This is a genomic window from Xanthomonas sp. 3307 (genome assembly GCF_014199735.1).
In the GTDB taxonomy this organism is placed as follows: Bacteria; Pseudomonadota; Gammaproteobacteria; order Xanthomonadales; family Xanthomonadaceae; genus Xanthomonas_A; species Xanthomonas_A rydalmerensis.
The window spans coordinates 1,074,670-1,089,061 of sequence record NZ_JACHOG010000001.1 but is presented as its reverse complement, the minus strand read 5'-3'; the positions used below and the strand labels follow the sequence as shown (position 1 = coordinate 1,089,061).

13 protein-coding genes are annotated in these 14,392 nt (G+C 68.1%); 10 read left to right on the top strand and 3 right to left on the bottom strand.

From position 1 onward, the window contains the following. Positions 1–47 precede the first annotated feature (47 nt). From GGR64_RS04675 to typA, 3 genes are all read right to left on the bottom strand, one after another. Complete coding sequence (locus GGR64_RS04675) at positions 48–2,195, bottom strand: ricin-type beta-trefoil lectin domain protein (protein WP_184644323.1); 2,148 nt, start codon at positions 2,193–2,195, stop codon at positions 48–50. A 344-nt stretch (positions 2,196–2,539) separates the two neighbouring features. Next, a complete protein-coding gene (locus tag GGR64_RS04670) occupies positions 2,540–3,022 on the bottom strand; it encodes a DUF2127 domain-containing protein (protein ID WP_184448277.1) in 483 nt (160 codons plus the stop codon). Between the two features lie 16 nt (positions 3,023–3,038). Further along, positions 3,039–4,868, bottom strand: a complete 1,830-nt coding sequence (typA, locus tag GGR64_RS04665) for a translational GTPase TypA (protein ID WP_160967035.1) — start codon at positions 4,866–4,868, stop codon at positions 3,039–3,041. Positions 4,869–5,067: 199 nt separating this feature from the next. Between typA and GGR64_RS04660 the strand changes: the two genes are divergently transcribed. The 10 genes from GGR64_RS04660 (at position 5,068) to prpE (ending at position 14,364) form a co-directional block, all read left to right on the top strand. Further along, positions 5,068–5,562 (top strand): peptidylprolyl isomerase, encoded by a 495-nt coding sequence (locus GGR64_RS04660; RefSeq protein ID WP_048490063.1) that lies wholly within the window; start codon positions 5,068–5,070, stop codon positions 5,560–5,562. A 90-nt stretch (positions 5,563–5,652) separates the two neighbouring features. Next, positions 5,653–6,030, top strand: coding sequence for a glutaredoxin family protein (locus GGR64_RS04655; protein ID WP_184644185.1), 378 nt, complete (start codon positions 5,653–5,655; stop codon positions 6,028–6,030). A 36-nt stretch (positions 6,031–6,066) separates the two neighbouring features. Beyond that, positions 6,067–7,053 carry a malate dehydrogenase gene (locus GGR64_RS04650; protein WP_184448276.1) on the top strand — a complete coding sequence of 329 codons (987 nt, stop codon included), beginning with the start codon at positions 6,067–6,069 and terminating at the stop codon, positions 7,051–7,053. Positions 7,054–7,123: 70 nt separating this feature from the next. Next, the gene (locus tag GGR64_RS04645; protein WP_184644183.1) at positions 7,124–8,002 is read left to right on the top strand and encodes a LysR family transcriptional regulator; all 879 of its coding nucleotides are present in this window, start codon (positions 7,124–7,126) and stop codon (positions 8,000–8,002) included. Positions 8,003–8,079: 77 nt separating this feature from the next. Further along, entirely contained in the window at positions 8,080–8,700 is a 621-nt protein-coding gene (gene gstA / locus GGR64_RS04640) for a glutathione transferase GstA (RefSeq protein WP_160967041.1), read from the top strand. 100 nt (positions 8,701–8,800) lie between these two features. Continuing rightward, on the top strand, positions 8,801–11,314 hold the full coding sequence (locus tag GGR64_RS04635; RefSeq protein WP_184644181.1) for a prolyl oligopeptidase family serine peptidase: 2,514 nt from the start codon (positions 8,801–8,803) through the stop codon (positions 11,312–11,314). 22 nt (positions 11,315–11,336) lie between these two features. Beyond that, positions 11,337–11,645: a hypothetical protein gene (locus GGR64_RS04630; protein ID WP_184644179.1), complete on the top strand. Its 309-nt coding sequence runs from the start codon at positions 11,337–11,339 to the stop codon at positions 11,643–11,645. 70 nt (positions 11,646–11,715) lie between these two features. After that, entirely contained in the window at positions 11,716–11,982 is a 267-nt protein-coding gene (locus GGR64_RS04625; protein WP_160967047.1) for a hypothetical protein, read from the top strand. Positions 11,983–12,044: 62 nt separating this feature from the next. Continuing rightward, a complete protein-coding gene (locus GGR64_RS04620; RefSeq protein ID WP_184448270.1) occupies positions 12,045–12,329 on the top strand; it encodes a hypothetical protein in 285 nt (94 codons plus the stop codon). Between the two features lie 163 nt (positions 12,330–12,492). Further along, entirely contained in the window at positions 12,493–14,364 is a 1,872-nt protein-coding gene (gene prpE, locus GGR64_RS04615; protein ID WP_184644177.1) for a propionate--CoA ligase, read from the top strand. The last annotated feature ends 28 nt before the right edge of the window (positions 14,365–14,392 follow it).

The following is a 14,392-nucleotide window of genomic DNA, read 5'->3' as shown; positions in this document are numbered from 1 at the left end:
GCACGCGATGCGGTGCCGGCGATGGCCTTGCCACTATGGCCAGCGCGTCAATTCGGCTGCACTTCCCAGAGCTGATTGACGTTCCCCAGGCATTCCCACATCTGCACGATGGCGCCGTTGCGGATGCCGCCGGCCGAGTCGTCCAGGCATTTTCCGTTCAATTCGCTGCGGATCTGGCCGCGGATCCGCCACGCCTGCGCATTGGTACCGGTGCACGCCATCATGCGCAGCGCGCCGCCGTTTTGGGCAGTAGTCGCTGCCTCCAGGCAATTGCCGCCGTAGCCCACGATCGAGCCGTTTTTGCCGAGCTGCCAGGCCTGGTTCTTGGTGCCGTTGCAGTCCCAGAGTTGCACGGGTGTTCCCGCGGCGACGCCGAAACCGGCAACGTCCAGACAGCGTCCGGTAGAGACCCGGATTTCGCCGTTCGCGGGATTGTACGACCAGCGTTGGTTGGTGCCGCCGAGGTTGTCCCAGAGCTGCAGTCGCGAACCGTTGTCTGACCCGAGCGCCACCACGTCCAGCACCTTGCCGCCGGTGGCGATGAGCGAAGCATTGGTGAAATACCAACCCTGGTTTGAGGTGCTCAACGATTGATAGAGCTGGATCGGTGCCCCATTGGCACTGCTCACGCCGGTGATGTCGAGCACCTTGTCGGTGCCCTCGCCGCGCAGGCTGCGGCTGCCGCGCTGGAATGACCACTTCTGCTGGCGGAACCCGTTGCAGTCCCAGACCTGCATGGAGGCGCCGTTATTGGTATCTCCATTGCGGACATCGACGCATTTGCCGGACGGGCCCATGATCTGTCCAGGTGAACTGGAATCGTCGAATGGCACCACGGTTTGCCGGTACTGGACGACGTTCGGCACCGTGGTGAGGAAGGCACGGGCATTGTCGGCCTGATCCGGCACGCCGCAGGCTTGCCCGTTGCAGGTGCTGATCGCCGGCGAGGAGTACACCAGGATCTCGCTCTGTCCATTGACCGCATAGGCCATCGTGGTGTGGAAGCTGCCGACATCGCTGCGATGGCCGAAATTGAAGCCCGGCTCCTGGCCGGTTTCGTGCTGGTGGCCGGAGCCGAGCAGGTGGCCGAACTCATGGGCGAGGGTGCCGCGCGTGCAGTAGTAGCCACCGTCCACGCCGTCGGAGATCACCGAGTATCCCCAGCGCGAATCCGTGCCGCCCGATTGCCAGGCGACGCCACAGCTCTGCTGGGCGTTGTTGAAGCGCCGCACCAGGCCGACCAGGTCGGCGCCGAGGCGGTCGCGGGCGTCGTGCAGCGGCACCAGCGCCGCGGCGGTGGCCTGGCCGACGCCGGTGAGTTCGTTGAGGGTGCCGTCGTTCAGCGTGTTGTCCGGGTAGTCGACCTGCACGGTCCCGACCAGGCGATAGCGCACATTGATGTTGGCGTTGACGAAGGATTGGTTCGCCGTTTCCACCAGATTGGTGAGCACGGTGTCGATTGCCGTGATGCCGCCGCGGTAGTCCCGATAGCCCGGCGTATAGCCGAGCAGCACGTCGATCGTGTTGGTAGAGGTGCTGCCCGCCTGCGCGTTGACCTGTGCAAGGCTGCTGTATCCGGCGATATAACCCTGGGCGATGTTGCCTGTGGGCAGCTGTGTGACCGACTCGGCCAGGCGTCGCGCATCCGCGCGGCTTCCGGCCGAATGCAGGTCGGCGCTGGCCGCCGCCATGATGTAAGGCTTCCCTTCGATTGTGGTGATCTGGTAGGTCATGCCATCGATGGTGCCTAGCGACCCGAACACCGCATCCTTACCGAAGCTGATGATCGTTTCGTTGCCCATCGGTTGGCCGTCCACCCGGCCGACCCAGGTCCAGATGCCGCGGTTGGCGTCGCGCCGGCTCTGATAGGTGATTTGCAGGTTCTTCCCGTCCGGCGTGGGGACCGTCATCGTGCCGTCGACGCTGGCCTTGATCGCATGCGCCTCGCTGATGGTGATGGGGTACAGGGCGAACGCGCCGTCGTGTCCGGTCGGAGTGCGGCTGGTGTAGCGGATCAGCGCGCCGCTGTCTTTCGCGTCGAACAAGGCGGCGTGCTGTACGGCGGCCGCTGCCGTGGCGGCCGTGCCATTAGCCAGGGCCGTCGGCTGCTGCCTTGTCCGGTTGGACGCTGTGGTGCCCTTGTCGCCGATCGCACCGCCACAGGCACTCAAGCCCGCGCACAGCAGTGCGGCCACACTCCATCCCATCGCTTCTGCGAACCGCATCGGTGAACCCCCTATACCAGTCTCCGCCACCGGCCGGTTGGCCGTCATGGCACGCGTTCCGGACGCGCCCAAACTACGCCAAAACAGCATCGGCAGGTGCGGTCGATTCTGTAGACGAGTGAACGCTTTAGCGCAGCGAGCATCGCATTGCGTGAAATGCGTCCATGTACAGCGTGATAGGTATTAGGGAATCGTGGCGGCTGGCTTGGTGTCAGGCAACACCCAGGCGCTGGGCCGAATGACGGTGGCGATGCGCCGTGTCGAGCGACATGCGGCGGGAGCGGCGTCCCGCCTCTTGCATCGGGCAATGCGGCTCAGGCCCGAGGATGCCGCCGGCGCCGCACCAGATCGCGGGCCAGGATGCCGACCACGGCGAGGTTGATCGCCAGCACCGCCCAGGAGGCCCAGCCGGGGTGGCGCACGATCGCGTAGACGTCGAACGGCAGGTAGATGGCTGCGGAGATACAGCCCAGTAGTGAGGCCCAGGCCTTGGCGCGCCAGAGGCCCCAGGCCTCGATGATGTGCAGCACGCCGTAGGCGAGCATGCCGGCGGCGGCCAGGTGCACCGCGCCGGGGCTGATCATGGTCAGCAGCGAGGGCAGGGCACCGTGGTCCGGATCCAGGCTGAAGCGCACGATCAGCTTGTCCACCCCCGCGCGCAGCGGGGCTGGACCCATCAGTTCCAGCCCCGTGGCCGCCAACACCGCGAGCAGGCCCTTGCCGGCCTCCAGCAGTGCGATCAGGTGCAGGCCCGGATGCGCGTGCGGATCCGGGTTGTACGCCTTGTCGGCGGCCATAGGCGTGCGCTGCCGCTTAGCCCGCGCGACCGGCGCGCTTGCGCTCGTTTTCGGTCAGGTGCTTCTTGCGCAAGCGGATCTCCTTCGGGGTGACTTCGACCAGCTCGTCATCTTCGATGAAGTCCAGCGCCTGTTCCAGCGTGTACTTGATCGCCGGGGTCAGCTTGATCGCATCGTCCTTGCCCGAGGCGCGCATGTTGGTCAGCGGCTTGGTCTTGATCGCGTTGACGGTCAGGTCGTTGTCCTTGGAGTGGATGCCGACCAGCTGCCCTTCATACACGTTGTCGCCTTCGGCGGCAAACAGGCGGCCGCGCTCTTCCAGCGGGCCCAGCGCGTAGGCGGGGGTGGCGCCGGGCGCGTTGGCGATCATCACGCCGTTCTGGCGCTTGGCGATGGCGCCCTGTTCCTTCGGACCGTAGTGGTCGAACACGTGGAACAGCAGGCCCGAGCCCTGGGTCAGGGTGCGGAACTCGTTCTGGAAGCCGATCAGGCCACGCGCCGGGATCATGTAGTCCAGGCGCACACGACCCTTGCCGTCCGGCTCCATGTTCTTCAGCTGGCCCTTGCGGGTGCCCAGCTTTTCCATCACGCCGCCCTGATGCTGTTCCTCGATGTCCACCACCAACTGCTCGACCGGCTCCATCAGCTTGCCGTCGATCTCCTTGATGATGACTTCCGGGCGCGACACCGCCAGCTCGAAGCCCTCACGGCGCATGTTCTCGATCAGCACCGACAGGTGCAGCTCGCCGCGGCCGGAGACCAGGAACTTGTCGGCGTCTTCCAGCTGCTGCACCTTCAGCGCCACGTTGTGCACGGTCTCGCGCTCCAGCCGGTCCTTGAGCTGGCGGCTGGTCAGGAACTTGCCGCCGGACAGGTCCTTGTTGCCGGCGAACGGCGAGTTGTTGACCTGGAAGGTCATCGAGATGGTCGGCTCGTCCACGGTCAGCGGCGGCAGCGCCTCGGGGGCCTCCAGCGCGCACACGGTGTCGGAGATGGTCAGCTCCTGGATGCCGGAGATGGCGACGATGTCGCCGGCCTGCGCGCTGTCCTGCTCGATGCGCTCCAGGCCCAGGAAGCCCAGCACCTGCAGCACCTTGCCCTGGCGCTTCTTGCCTTCGCGGTCGATCACCGCCACCGGCATGTTCTTCTTCAGCACGCCGCGCTGGATGCGGCCGATGCCGATCACGCCGACGAAGTTGTTGTAGTCCAGCTGGCTGATGCGCATCTGGAACGGGCCGTCCGGGTCCACATCCGGCTTCGGCGCGTGCCGCATGATCGCTTCGTACAGCGGGGTCATGTCGCCGTCGCGCACGCTGTCGTCCAGCGAGGCGTAGCCGTTCAGCGCCGAGGTGTAGACGATCGGGAAGTCGAGCTGCTCGTTGGTGGCGCCGAGCTTGTCGAACAGGTCGAACACTTGGTCGATCACCCAGTCCGGGCGCGCGCCGGGGCGGTCGATCTTGTTGACCACCACGATCGGCTTGAAGCCCATCGCGAACGCCTTCTGGGTCACGAAGCGGGTCTGCGGCATCGGGCCGTCCATCGCGTCGACCAGGATCAGCACGGTGTCCACCATCGACAGCACGCGCTCCACCTCGCCGCCGAAGTCGGCGTGTCCGGGGGTGTCGACGATGTTGATGCGGTTGCCCTGCCAGGTGATGGCGGTGTTCTTGGCCAGGATGGTGATGCCGCGTTCCTTTTCCTGGTCGTTGCTGTCCATCACGCGCTCGGCCAGCACCGTGCGCTCGGACAGGGTGCCGGACTGCTTCAGCAGGCAGTCGACGAGGGTGGTCTTGCCGTGGTCGACGTGGGCGACGATGGCGATATTGCGAAGATTTTCGATGGACATGCGAAAGGGGGCCAGCCGGCGCCAGAAGGAAGGAAAGGAAGCCACCTAGTATACCCGGATCCCGTGGCGCTTGCCGGCGCCCGGCGGCGGCAGGCCGGGCAGGCCCATTCAGGCGCAGGCGGTGGGCACGGGCGAAGCCTGAACAAGGCGCCGTGTATCCTATGCGCCCCTCATGACGCCCCCGTTTCCAAGGAATCCCATGTCCCTGATCGCCCATTTCGACACCGCCCGCGGCCCGATCAAGATCGAGCTGTATCCCGACAAGGCCCCGCTGACCGTGGCCAACTTCGTGAACCTGGCCAAGCGCGGCTTCTACGACGGGCTGAACTTCCACCGCGTGATCGCCGACTTCATGATCCAGGGCGGTTGCCCGGAAGGCTCCGGCCGCGGCGGCCCGGGCTACCGCTTCGAGGACGAAACCAACAACGGCGTGCGCCACGACCGCGGCGTGCTGTCCATGGCCAATGCCGGCCCCAGCACCAACGGCAGCCAGTTCTTCATCACCCACACCGCCACCCCGTGGCTGGACGGCAAGCACACCGTGTTCGGCAAGGTGCTCGAGGGCCTGGATGTGGTCGACAGCGTCGCCCAGGGCGACGTGATCAACAAGATCACCATCGAAGGCGACGCCGACGCGGTGCTGGCGGCCAAGGCCGACCGCGTCGCCGAGTGGAACCGCACGCTCGACGCCTGATCCGGCGCTGTCCGCGCGTCCGGTCCTGCGGCCGGGCGCGCAGACCCTGCGTGCTACCATTTCCCGGTTGATTGCCGCACCCGACCGCCGATGACGATGCGCCCCCTTGTGTTGTGCCTGCTGCTGCTCGTGATCGGCGGCGGCGTGCACGCGTGGTGGCGCAGCGCGGCCTCGGCACCGTCGGCCGCACTGGCTGCCGGCGACCCGCGTCTGCTGACCGGCGACGACGGCATCGTCATGCTCGCCGCCGACTGGTGCGGCTACTGCCGCCGGCAACAGGCCGATTTCGCCCTCGCCCAGGTCCGCTACACGGTCCTGGACGTGGAGCAGGAGGCCGGCCGCCAGGCCGCCGCCGCGCTGGGCCTGGAAGGCGTGCCGATCACCGTGATCGGCCAGCACGTGGTCGAAGGCTACGACACCGCCGCCCTGGACCTGCACCTGCAGCCGCTGGGCTATCGCGTCTACTGATCCACCCCACCCACTTTCTTAGCAGAGGAATCCCCCATGAAAGCACCCGTTCGTGTTGCCGTGACCGGCGCCGCCGGCCAGATCGGTTATGCCCTGCTGTTCCGTATCGCCTCCGGCGAAATGCTGGGCAAGGACCAGCCGGTGATCCTGCAGTTGCTGGAACTGCCGATGGAGAAGGCCCAGGCCGCGCTGAAGGGCGTGATGATGGAGCTGGAAGACTGCGCGTTCCCGCTGCTGGCCGACATGGTCGGCACCGACGACGCCGAAGTCGCGTTCAAGGACGCCGACATCGCCCTGCTGGTCGGCGCGCGTCCGCGCGGCCCGGGCATGGAGCGCAAGGACCTGCTGCTGGAGAATGCCAAGATCTTCACCGCGCAGGGCGCGGCGCTGAACAAGGTGGCCAAGCGCGACGTCAAGGTGCTGGTGGTCGGCAACCCGGCCAACACCAACGCCTACATCGCCATGAAGTCGGCGCCGGACCTGAACCCGAAGAACTTCACCGCCATGCTGCGCCTGGACCACAACCGCGCGCTGAGCCAGCTCTCGCTCAAGCTCGGCAAGCCGGTCGGCGGCATCGAGAAGCTGGTGGTGTGGGGCAACCACAGCCCGACCATGTACCCGGACTACCGCTTCGCCACCGCCGACGGCGCCTCCATCGCCGATGCGATCAACGACCAGGAATGGAACGCCGGCACCTTCATCCCGACCGTGGGCAAGCGCGGCGCGGCGATCATCGAAGCGCGCGGCCTGTCCTCGGCCGCCTCGGCCGCCAACGCCGCCATCGACCACGTGCGCGACTGGGTGCTGGGCAGCAACGGCAAGTGGGTGACGATGGGCGTGCCGTCCGACGGCTCCTACGGCATCCCGGAAGGCGTGATCTTCGGTTTCCCGGTCACCACCGAGAACGGCAAGTACACCATCGTCAAGGATCTGCCGATCGACGACTTCAGCCAGAAGTACGTCGACAAGACCCTGGCCGAACTGGAAGAAGAGCGCAGCGGCGTGGCCCACCTGCTGGGCTGATCGCCACCGCGATCGCGTCGTCACGGAACGCCGGGCCCTGCCCGGCGTTTCGCGTTGTGGGAAGACCGACATGATGAATCTGATCCACTGGCGGCTGTTCGTCGCCGTTGTCGAGTGCGGCAGCATCAGCGCAGGCGCCGCGCGCTGCGGCATCACCCAGTCCGGCGCCAGCCAGGCCATCGCGCAGATGGAGCACGTGCTGGGCGCAGCGCTGCTGCTGCGCGAGCGCGGGCGGATCCAGCCGACGCCGTTCGGAGCGCATGCGCTGGAGCATGCGCGGGCGATGCTGGCCGAGCTGGCGCACGTCCAGGCGCTGGCCAGGGCGCAACGTGCGCCCGCCGCGCCGTCGCTGCGGGTAGCCGGGTTCGCCTCGTCGCGGCCCTGGCTGGCGCCGCGCCTGCGCGCGTTCGAGCGGGCGCATCCGGACATGGGCGTGGTCTGGCTGGAAGGCAGCGACGAAGAGGTCGAGGCCTGGCTGGCGGCCGGCAACGTCGACCTGGGCGTGGTGCTGGATCCGGCGCCGGAGCGCGACGCTACGGTGTTCGGCACGGACGAATGGTTGGCGGTGCTGCCGCCGGCGCTGGCGCGTCCGCAGGCGCGCGACATCGCCCTGACGGAGCTGCTGGCGCTGCCGTTCGTACTGGCTACCGGCGGTTGCTGGTTGCATGCGCAGCGCCTGGCCGAGCGTGAGGGACTGACGATCGCCGACCTGCGCCTGCAGGTGCGCGACTGGTCCAGCGCCTGGACCCTGGTGCGCGATGGCGCGGGCGCCAGCCTGCTGCCGGCGTCGGTGCTGCCGGCCGCGCGCGACGGCGTGCAGGTCCTGCCGTTGCAGCCGCGGTTGCAGCGCCGCTTCGCATTGGTCGCTGCTGCACACGTGGCACCGGCCGCGTTGCAACTGCGCGGGTTCCTGGACGAAGCCATTAGCAGCGCTACTGGCGCGCCCTGACATTCTTGTTCTCGACAGGCCCCGTGCCGCGCACACTGCGCGCGCCGATTGTCCGGTGTTCCTGCGAGACCGTTCCGATGCACCTCTATGCCGCTCCTGGCGCGTGCTCCCTGGCGCCGCACATCGTGCTGCGCGAACTGCAGTTGCCGTTCCGGCTGGTGCGGGTGGACAACCGCAGCAAGCGTACTGCCGATGGCGAGGATTTCCGGGCGATCAATCCCAAGGGTTATGTGGCCGCGCTGCAACTGGACGACGGCCAGGTGCTGACCGAGGGGCCGGCGATCCTGCTGTACCTGGCCGACCGCTGTCCGCAGGCGGCATTGGTGCCACCGGCGGAGGCAGGCGCCTTGCCGCGCTATCGCCTGTACGAGTGGCTGGCCTTCATCAACAGCGAACTGCATGCCGGCAGCGTGCCGCTGTTCGATGCCGGGCTGGCGCCGGAGCGGCGCGCCGCGGTCGCCGCCCGCCTGCTGCAGCGCTATGGCCATGCCGAGACCGCGCTAAGCGCGCGGCCGTACCTGCTCGGCGAGCGCTTCGGCGTGGCCGATGCCTACCTGTTCACCGTACTCGGTTGGCTGCCGCGGTTCGGCCTGTCGCTGGACGCGCATCCGGCGTTGGCCGCCTACACGGCGCGCATCGCGCAGCGTCCCAGCGTGGTGGCGGCGCTGGCCGCCGAGCAGGCGCTGGCGCCGTCCTGAGCCGGGGCGGCGCGGTCCGGCCGGGCATGACCTTCGGCGCTCGGCCGCTGCGCGGCGGCCGTGCTACGTTGCCGGGGCCATTCGAAAGGGGGTTTCGATCATGCTCATGCCGTTCCGCTGGGTCGGCGCGCTGGCGCTCGCCAGTGCGTTGCCTGTTGCCGCCCATGCCGCCACCGCCGACAGCGGTTACCGGCAACCGCCCGAGCCGCTGCTGGGCGTGATGCGCGCGCCGCTCAATCCGTCGCCGCGACTGGACCCGACCGGGCGCACCCTGCTGCTGGTGGAGCGCCAGGCCTATCCGCCGATCGCGCGCGTCGCCGAGCCGTACCTGAAACTGGCCGGGGTGCGCGTGGAGCCGCGTACTCACGCCCGCCACGACATGTCCAACGGCTACGGCATCCGCGCCTGCCTGGACGGCTTCAGCCTGGTCGACGTGGCCAGCGGCAAGCAGACCGCGGTCACCCTGCCGGCCGGCGCCTGTCCGGCACAACCGGTGTGGTCGCCGGATGGCCGCCGCTTCGCCTTCAACAACACCGCGGCCGACCGCGTCGAACTGTGGCTGGGCGACGTCGCCACCGGCGCAGTGCGCCGCATCGACGGCGTGCAGCTCAACCCGGTGCTGGGCGGCGAGATCCAGTGGCTGGGCGGCAGCGACACGCTGCTGGTGCGCACGGTGCCGCAGGATCTGGGCCCGGCGCCGGTGAAGGCGGCGGTGCCGCCGGGGCCGGAGGTCAAGGAAGCGATCCGCGGCAAGGGCGAGAGCAGCACCTACGAGGCCCGCGACACCCTGTCCAGTCCCGAGGACGAGGCCCAGTTCACCTACTACGCCACTTCGCAGTTGGTCACCGTGGATGCCGCCAGCGGCAAACTGCGCACGATCGCCAAGCCGGCGGTGTACTCGGTGGTCGACGGCGCGCCGGACGGCCGCCACGTGCGCGTGGAGCGCCTGCAGCGCCCGTATTCCTACGTCACCACCTACGGCCGCTTCGCCCACGACGTGACGGTGCTGGACCTGGCCGACGGTAGCGAGCGCGTGCTGGCCAACCTGCCGGTGGCCGACCGGGTGCCGGTGCATGGCGTGCCGACCGGGCCGCGTGCCTACGGCTGGCGTTCCAACCAGCCGGCCACCCTGGTCTGGGCCGAGGCGCTGGACGGCGGCGACTGGAAGACGAGCGTTCCTGCCCGCGACAAGCTGCTGACCCTGTCGGCGCCGTTCACCGGCAAGCCGCGCGAACTGGCCAAGGTGACCCAGCGTTACGCCGGCTTGAGCTGGTTCGCGCAGGGTGGGCAGGTGTTGCTGGACGAGTACGACGAGAACCGCCACTGGCGCCGCACCACGCTGTTGGACGCGGACCGCCCCGGCAGCGCCGGACGGGTGCTGTTCGACCTGTCCACCGACGATCTGTACGCCGATCCGGGCACGCCCGAGCTGCGTCGCTTGCCAAACGGCGAGTACGTGCTGCGCGAGGACAACGGCGCGCTGTTCCTGAGCGGACAGGGCGCCACCCCGGCCGGCGACCGGCCGTTCCTGGACCGCTACGACCTGGCGAGCGGCAAGACCCAGCGCCTGTTCCGCAGCGGCGCCGACGTCGACGAAGCCTTTGCCGGATTCGCCGGCGACGACACCAGCCGCCTGCTGACCTGGCGGCAGTCGCCGAGCGACCCGCCCAACGTGTACCTGCGCACGCTGGGCCAGGCGCAGCCGGCCGCGGCGGCCGGCGAGGCAGTGGTCGCCTCCACCCTGGCACCGGTGACCCGCTTCCCCGACCCGACCCCGGTGGTGCGGCAGATCCAGAAACGCCTGGTGACTTACAAGCGCAAGGACGGGGTGGAACTGTCCTTCACCCTGTACACGCCGCCCGGCTACAAGGAAGGCACGCGGGTGCCGGCGATCCTCTACGCCTATCCGCTGGACTACGCCGATGCCTCCAAGGCCGGCCAGGTCAGCGGCGCCAACGACCGCGACTTCACCCGCCTGCATTCCTACCAACTGTTGCTGCTGGCCGGCTACGCGATCATCGACGATGCCGCGTTCCCGATCGTCGGCGACCCGAAGACCGCCTACGACACCTACCTGCAGCAACTGGTGGAGAATGCACAGGCGGCGGTGGACAAGGCGGTGGCGCTGGGCGTGGTCGACCGCGACCGCATCGGCGTCACCGGGCATAGCCACGGCGCGCTGATGGCGGCCAACCTGCTGGCGCATACCGACCTGTTCCGCGCCGGCGTGGCCACCAGCGGCAGCTACAACAAGACCCTGACCCCGTTCGGCTTCCAGAACGAGCGGCGTTCGTTCTGGGCCGCGCCGGAGGTGTACGCGCAGGCCTCGGCGTTCTTCCACGCCGACAAGATCAACGAGCCGCTGTTGCTGGTGCACGGCATGGACGACGCCAACCCCGGCACCGAGACCACCCAGGCGCCGCGCATGTTCCAGGCCATCCGCGGCCTCGGCGGCACCGCGCGGCTGGTGCTGCTGCCGTTCGAACCGCACTGGTACACCGCGCGCGAGTCCAACGAGGACGTGGTGGCAGAAATGCTGGAGTGGTTCGACCGCTACGTGAAGCAGGCGCCGCCGCGTGCGGCGGCGGCGAGCGCGGCGGTGCAGAAGCAGTAGCCGGGCGGTCCGGGAGCGTACGATGCGATCGATCCTGTTCCTGGCGCCGCTGTTACTGGCGCTCACGGCATGCGATGCCGTCGACACGGTGAAGGATGCGTACGCGCATTCGCGGAAGGTGGCTGCCGACCTGGAAGCGTCGGTCGGCAGCAAGCCCCAGGTCGGCTTCAACTGGAAAAACGGCGCCCTGGACCAGGTCGCGATCAACTTCCAGGGCGTCCCGCACAAGCCGCTGGAGCAGATCGTGCAACTCAGCAAGGCCTCGGTGGTCGCGCGCTTCGAGCAGGCGCCGAAGAATGTGGTGGTGACGTTTACGGTGCCGGGGAAGTAGTGCCGCATCCGGCGATTCGTCCAGCCGACGCCGCGTTGCGGCGCGGCTCGATTCAGGCGTGAGGCAAGGCATGACCAGACCCTGCTATCCGGGTACAACGATTCCCGTCCGTCGTGGGGACCTGGTCAGGTGGCATGACGACGAACGCCCATCGCAAGTGCTCTTTGTCGTCAGCACTGGCGACTTTCCGCCGGAAGAAGACGTCGCCTCAAGAGAGTGGTTTCGGTCCGAGTTCGGCGAAGGCATCATGATCGACACGCCTGCCGCGGGTTGGGTACTTGAGTCGGAAGACTGTGTGAACATCGTCTTGCTGCGTGCGGTCGATGAGCGCGCCTGACGAAGCTCGTTCGAGCCGATGCTGTTTCGCAGCACTCGTGGATCGTGGCTAAGGAGTTCTGCATGCATCACGCTGATGACGCGGTTGAGATCGAGCGCCTTGTAAACGTGTTGGTTGCAGAAGGGTACTTCGCATATTGCAGGTGGGATGGCACGGTGCCGCTCTTGTTCGCTCTCGGCGAAAAGAAGACGCACTCTGTGGACGTGCGGCGTCGCGGCGAGCAGGTGACAGTGCATTACTGGTTCGGATATCCCGACGACGATTTCATTCGCGAAGAACGGTTCCAGAGCTTCGCTGAGACGATAGCGCCGATGAGGGCTTGGCTCGCCAAGGACACCTCGAGCTGACGCGGCGTCGCAGCAGTTTTTCGTTGAAAGGTGCGATAGCGCGTGCTGCACCGAGGCCGGATCCGCGTTCTCCGTCTAGGCCCCTTCGACCAAGGTCGGAACGACGCCCTCCCCGCCAAAGGACTATGCTCGGAGCCGGCGCACCGGCCTTGGGAGGGGCGGCATGGACTACGCGACGCTGTACCGACGTTCGATCGAGCAACCCGAGGAATTCTGGGCCGAGCAGGCCCAGGCGATCCACTGGGAGCGGCCGCCGCAGGCGATCCTGGAGTACGACACGCCGCCGTTCCGGCGCTGGTTCGTCGGCGGGCTGACCAACCTGTGCCACAACGCGGTGGACCGGCACCTGCCCGCGCGCGCCGCGCAGTTGGCGCTGGTCGCGGTGTCCAGCGAAACCGGGCAGACCCAGGAAATCACCTACGCGCAGCTGCACCGCGAGGTCAACGCCTTCGCCGCGGTGCTGCAGCGGCTGGACGTGCAGCGCGGCGACCGCGTGGTCATCTACATGCCGAACATGGCCGAGGCGGTTTACGCGATGCTGGCCTGCGCACGCATCGGCGCGGTGCACTCGGTGGTGTTCGGCGGCTTCGCCGCGCACAACCTGGCGCTGCGCATCGACGATGCGCGCCCCAAGCTGCTGATCGCCGCTGATGCCGGCAGCCGCGGCGGCAAGCGCATCCCCTACAAGCCGCTGGTCGATGCCGCGTGCGCCGAAGCCAGTGCGCCGCCACCGACGGTGCTGATCGTCTCGCGTGGGCTGGATCCGGCGCAGCCGCGCGTACCCGGGCGCGACGTCGACTATGCCGCGCTGCGCGCCGAGGTCGGCGATACGCAGGTACCCGTGGTGTGGCTGGAATCCAACGAGCCCAGCTACCTGCTGTACACCTCCGGCACCACCGGCAAACCCAAGGGCGTGCAGCGCGACGTCGGCGGTCATGCGGTGGCGCTGGCACTGTCGATGCGCACGGTGTTCGACTGCGGCCCCGGACAGACCATGTTCTCCACCTCCGATGTGGGCTGGGCGGTGGGGCACTCGTACAACGTGTACGGCCCGCTGATCGTCGGCGCGACCTCGCTGCTGTACGAAGGCCTGCCGGTGCAACCGGATCCGGGTGTGTGGTGGGCGCTGTGCGAGAAGTACCGCGTGCGCACCATGTTCTCCTCGCCGACCGCGATCCGTGTGCTCAAGAAGCACCCGGCGCGCTACCTGCGCGAGCGCGACCTGAGCGCGCTGCGCTATCTGTTCCTGGCCGGCGAGCCGCTGGACGAGCCGACCGCACTGTGGATCGGCGAAGCGCTGGGCAAGCCGGTGATCGACAACTACTGGCAGACCGAGACCGGCTGGCCGGTGCTGACCCTGTTGCCGGGCGTCGAGCTGCGGCCGGTGAAACCGGGTTCGCCGGGCTTTCCCAATCTCGGTTACCGCACGCGCATCGTCGACGAGCATGGCGTGGAGGTGCCGGCCGGGCGCAAGGGCGTGTTGGTGATCGAACCGCCGTTGCCGCCGGGCTGCATGACCACGGTGTGGAACGACGATGCGCGCTTCCTGCGCAGCTACTTCAGCCACTTCGACACGCTGCTGTACAGCTCGCTGGACTGGGCGATCCGCGATGAGGACGGCTACACCTTCATCCTCGGCCGCACCGACGACGTGATCAACGTCGCCGGGCATCGCCTGGGCACGCGCGAGATCGAGGAAGCCATCGCCGGCCACGCCGACGTGGCCGAAGTCGCGGTGATCGGCATGCACGACGAATTGAAAGGGCAGGTGCCGGTGGTGTTCGCGACGCTGAAGCAGGCTGCGCCGGATGCCGCGGCGGTGGTCGAGGAACTGCGCCAGTGCGTGGTGCAGCGGCTCGGCGCAGTGGCGCGGCCGGCGCAGGTGTATCTGGTGCAGGCACTGCCGAAGACGCGCTCGGGCAAGCTGTTGCGGCGTTCGCTGCAGGCACTGGCCGAGCAGCGCGATCCGGGCGACCTGTCGACGCTGGACGATCCCGGTGCGCTGGAGGAGATTCGCCGCGCCTTGCGCGGTTGACGCCGCATGACGACGCCGGCGCAGATGC

What these genes read in the sequence shown, in the direction of transcription:
- GGR64_RS04670 (WP_184448277.1), bottom strand. Translation starts at nt 3,022, where the DNA reads ATGGCCGCCGACAAGGCGTACAACCCGGATCCGCACGCGCATCCGGGC.
- typA (WP_160967035.1), bottom strand. Translation starts at nt 4,868, where the DNA reads ATGTCCATCGAAAATCTTCGCAATATCGCCATCGTCGCCCACGTCGAC.
- GGR64_RS04660 (WP_048490063.1), top strand. Translation starts at nt 5,068, where the DNA reads ATGTCCCTGATCGCCCATTTCGACACCGCCCGCGGCCCGATCAAGATC.
- GGR64_RS04655 (WP_184644185.1), top strand. Translation starts at nt 5,653, where the DNA reads ATGACGATGCGCCCCCTTGTGTTGTGCCTGCTGCTGCTCGTGATCGGC.
- GGR64_RS04650 (WP_184448276.1), top strand. Translation starts at nt 6,067, where the DNA reads ATGAAAGCACCCGTTCGTGTTGCCGTGACCGGCGCCGCCGGCCAGATC.
- GGR64_RS04645 (WP_184644183.1), top strand. Translation starts at nt 7,124, where the DNA reads ATGATGAATCTGATCCACTGGCGGCTGTTCGTCGCCGTTGTCGAGTGC.
- gstA (WP_160967041.1), top strand. Translation starts at nt 8,080, where the DNA reads ATGCACCTCTATGCCGCTCCTGGCGCGTGCTCCCTGGCGCCGCACATC.
- GGR64_RS04635 (WP_184644181.1), top strand. Translation starts at nt 8,801, where the DNA reads ATGCTCATGCCGTTCCGCTGGGTCGGCGCGCTGGCGCTCGCCAGTGCG.
- GGR64_RS04630 (WP_184644179.1), top strand. Translation starts at nt 11,337, where the DNA reads ATGCGATCGATCCTGTTCCTGGCGCCGCTGTTACTGGCGCTCACGGCA.
- GGR64_RS04625 (WP_160967047.1), top strand. Translation starts at nt 11,716, where the DNA reads ATGACCAGACCCTGCTATCCGGGTACAACGATTCCCGTCCGTCGTGGG.
- GGR64_RS04620 (WP_184448270.1), top strand. Translation starts at nt 12,045, where the DNA reads ATGCATCACGCTGATGACGCGGTTGAGATCGAGCGCCTTGTAAACGTG.
- prpE (WP_184644177.1), top strand. Translation starts at nt 12,493, where the DNA reads ATGGACTACGCGACGCTGTACCGACGTTCGATCGAGCAACCCGAGGAA.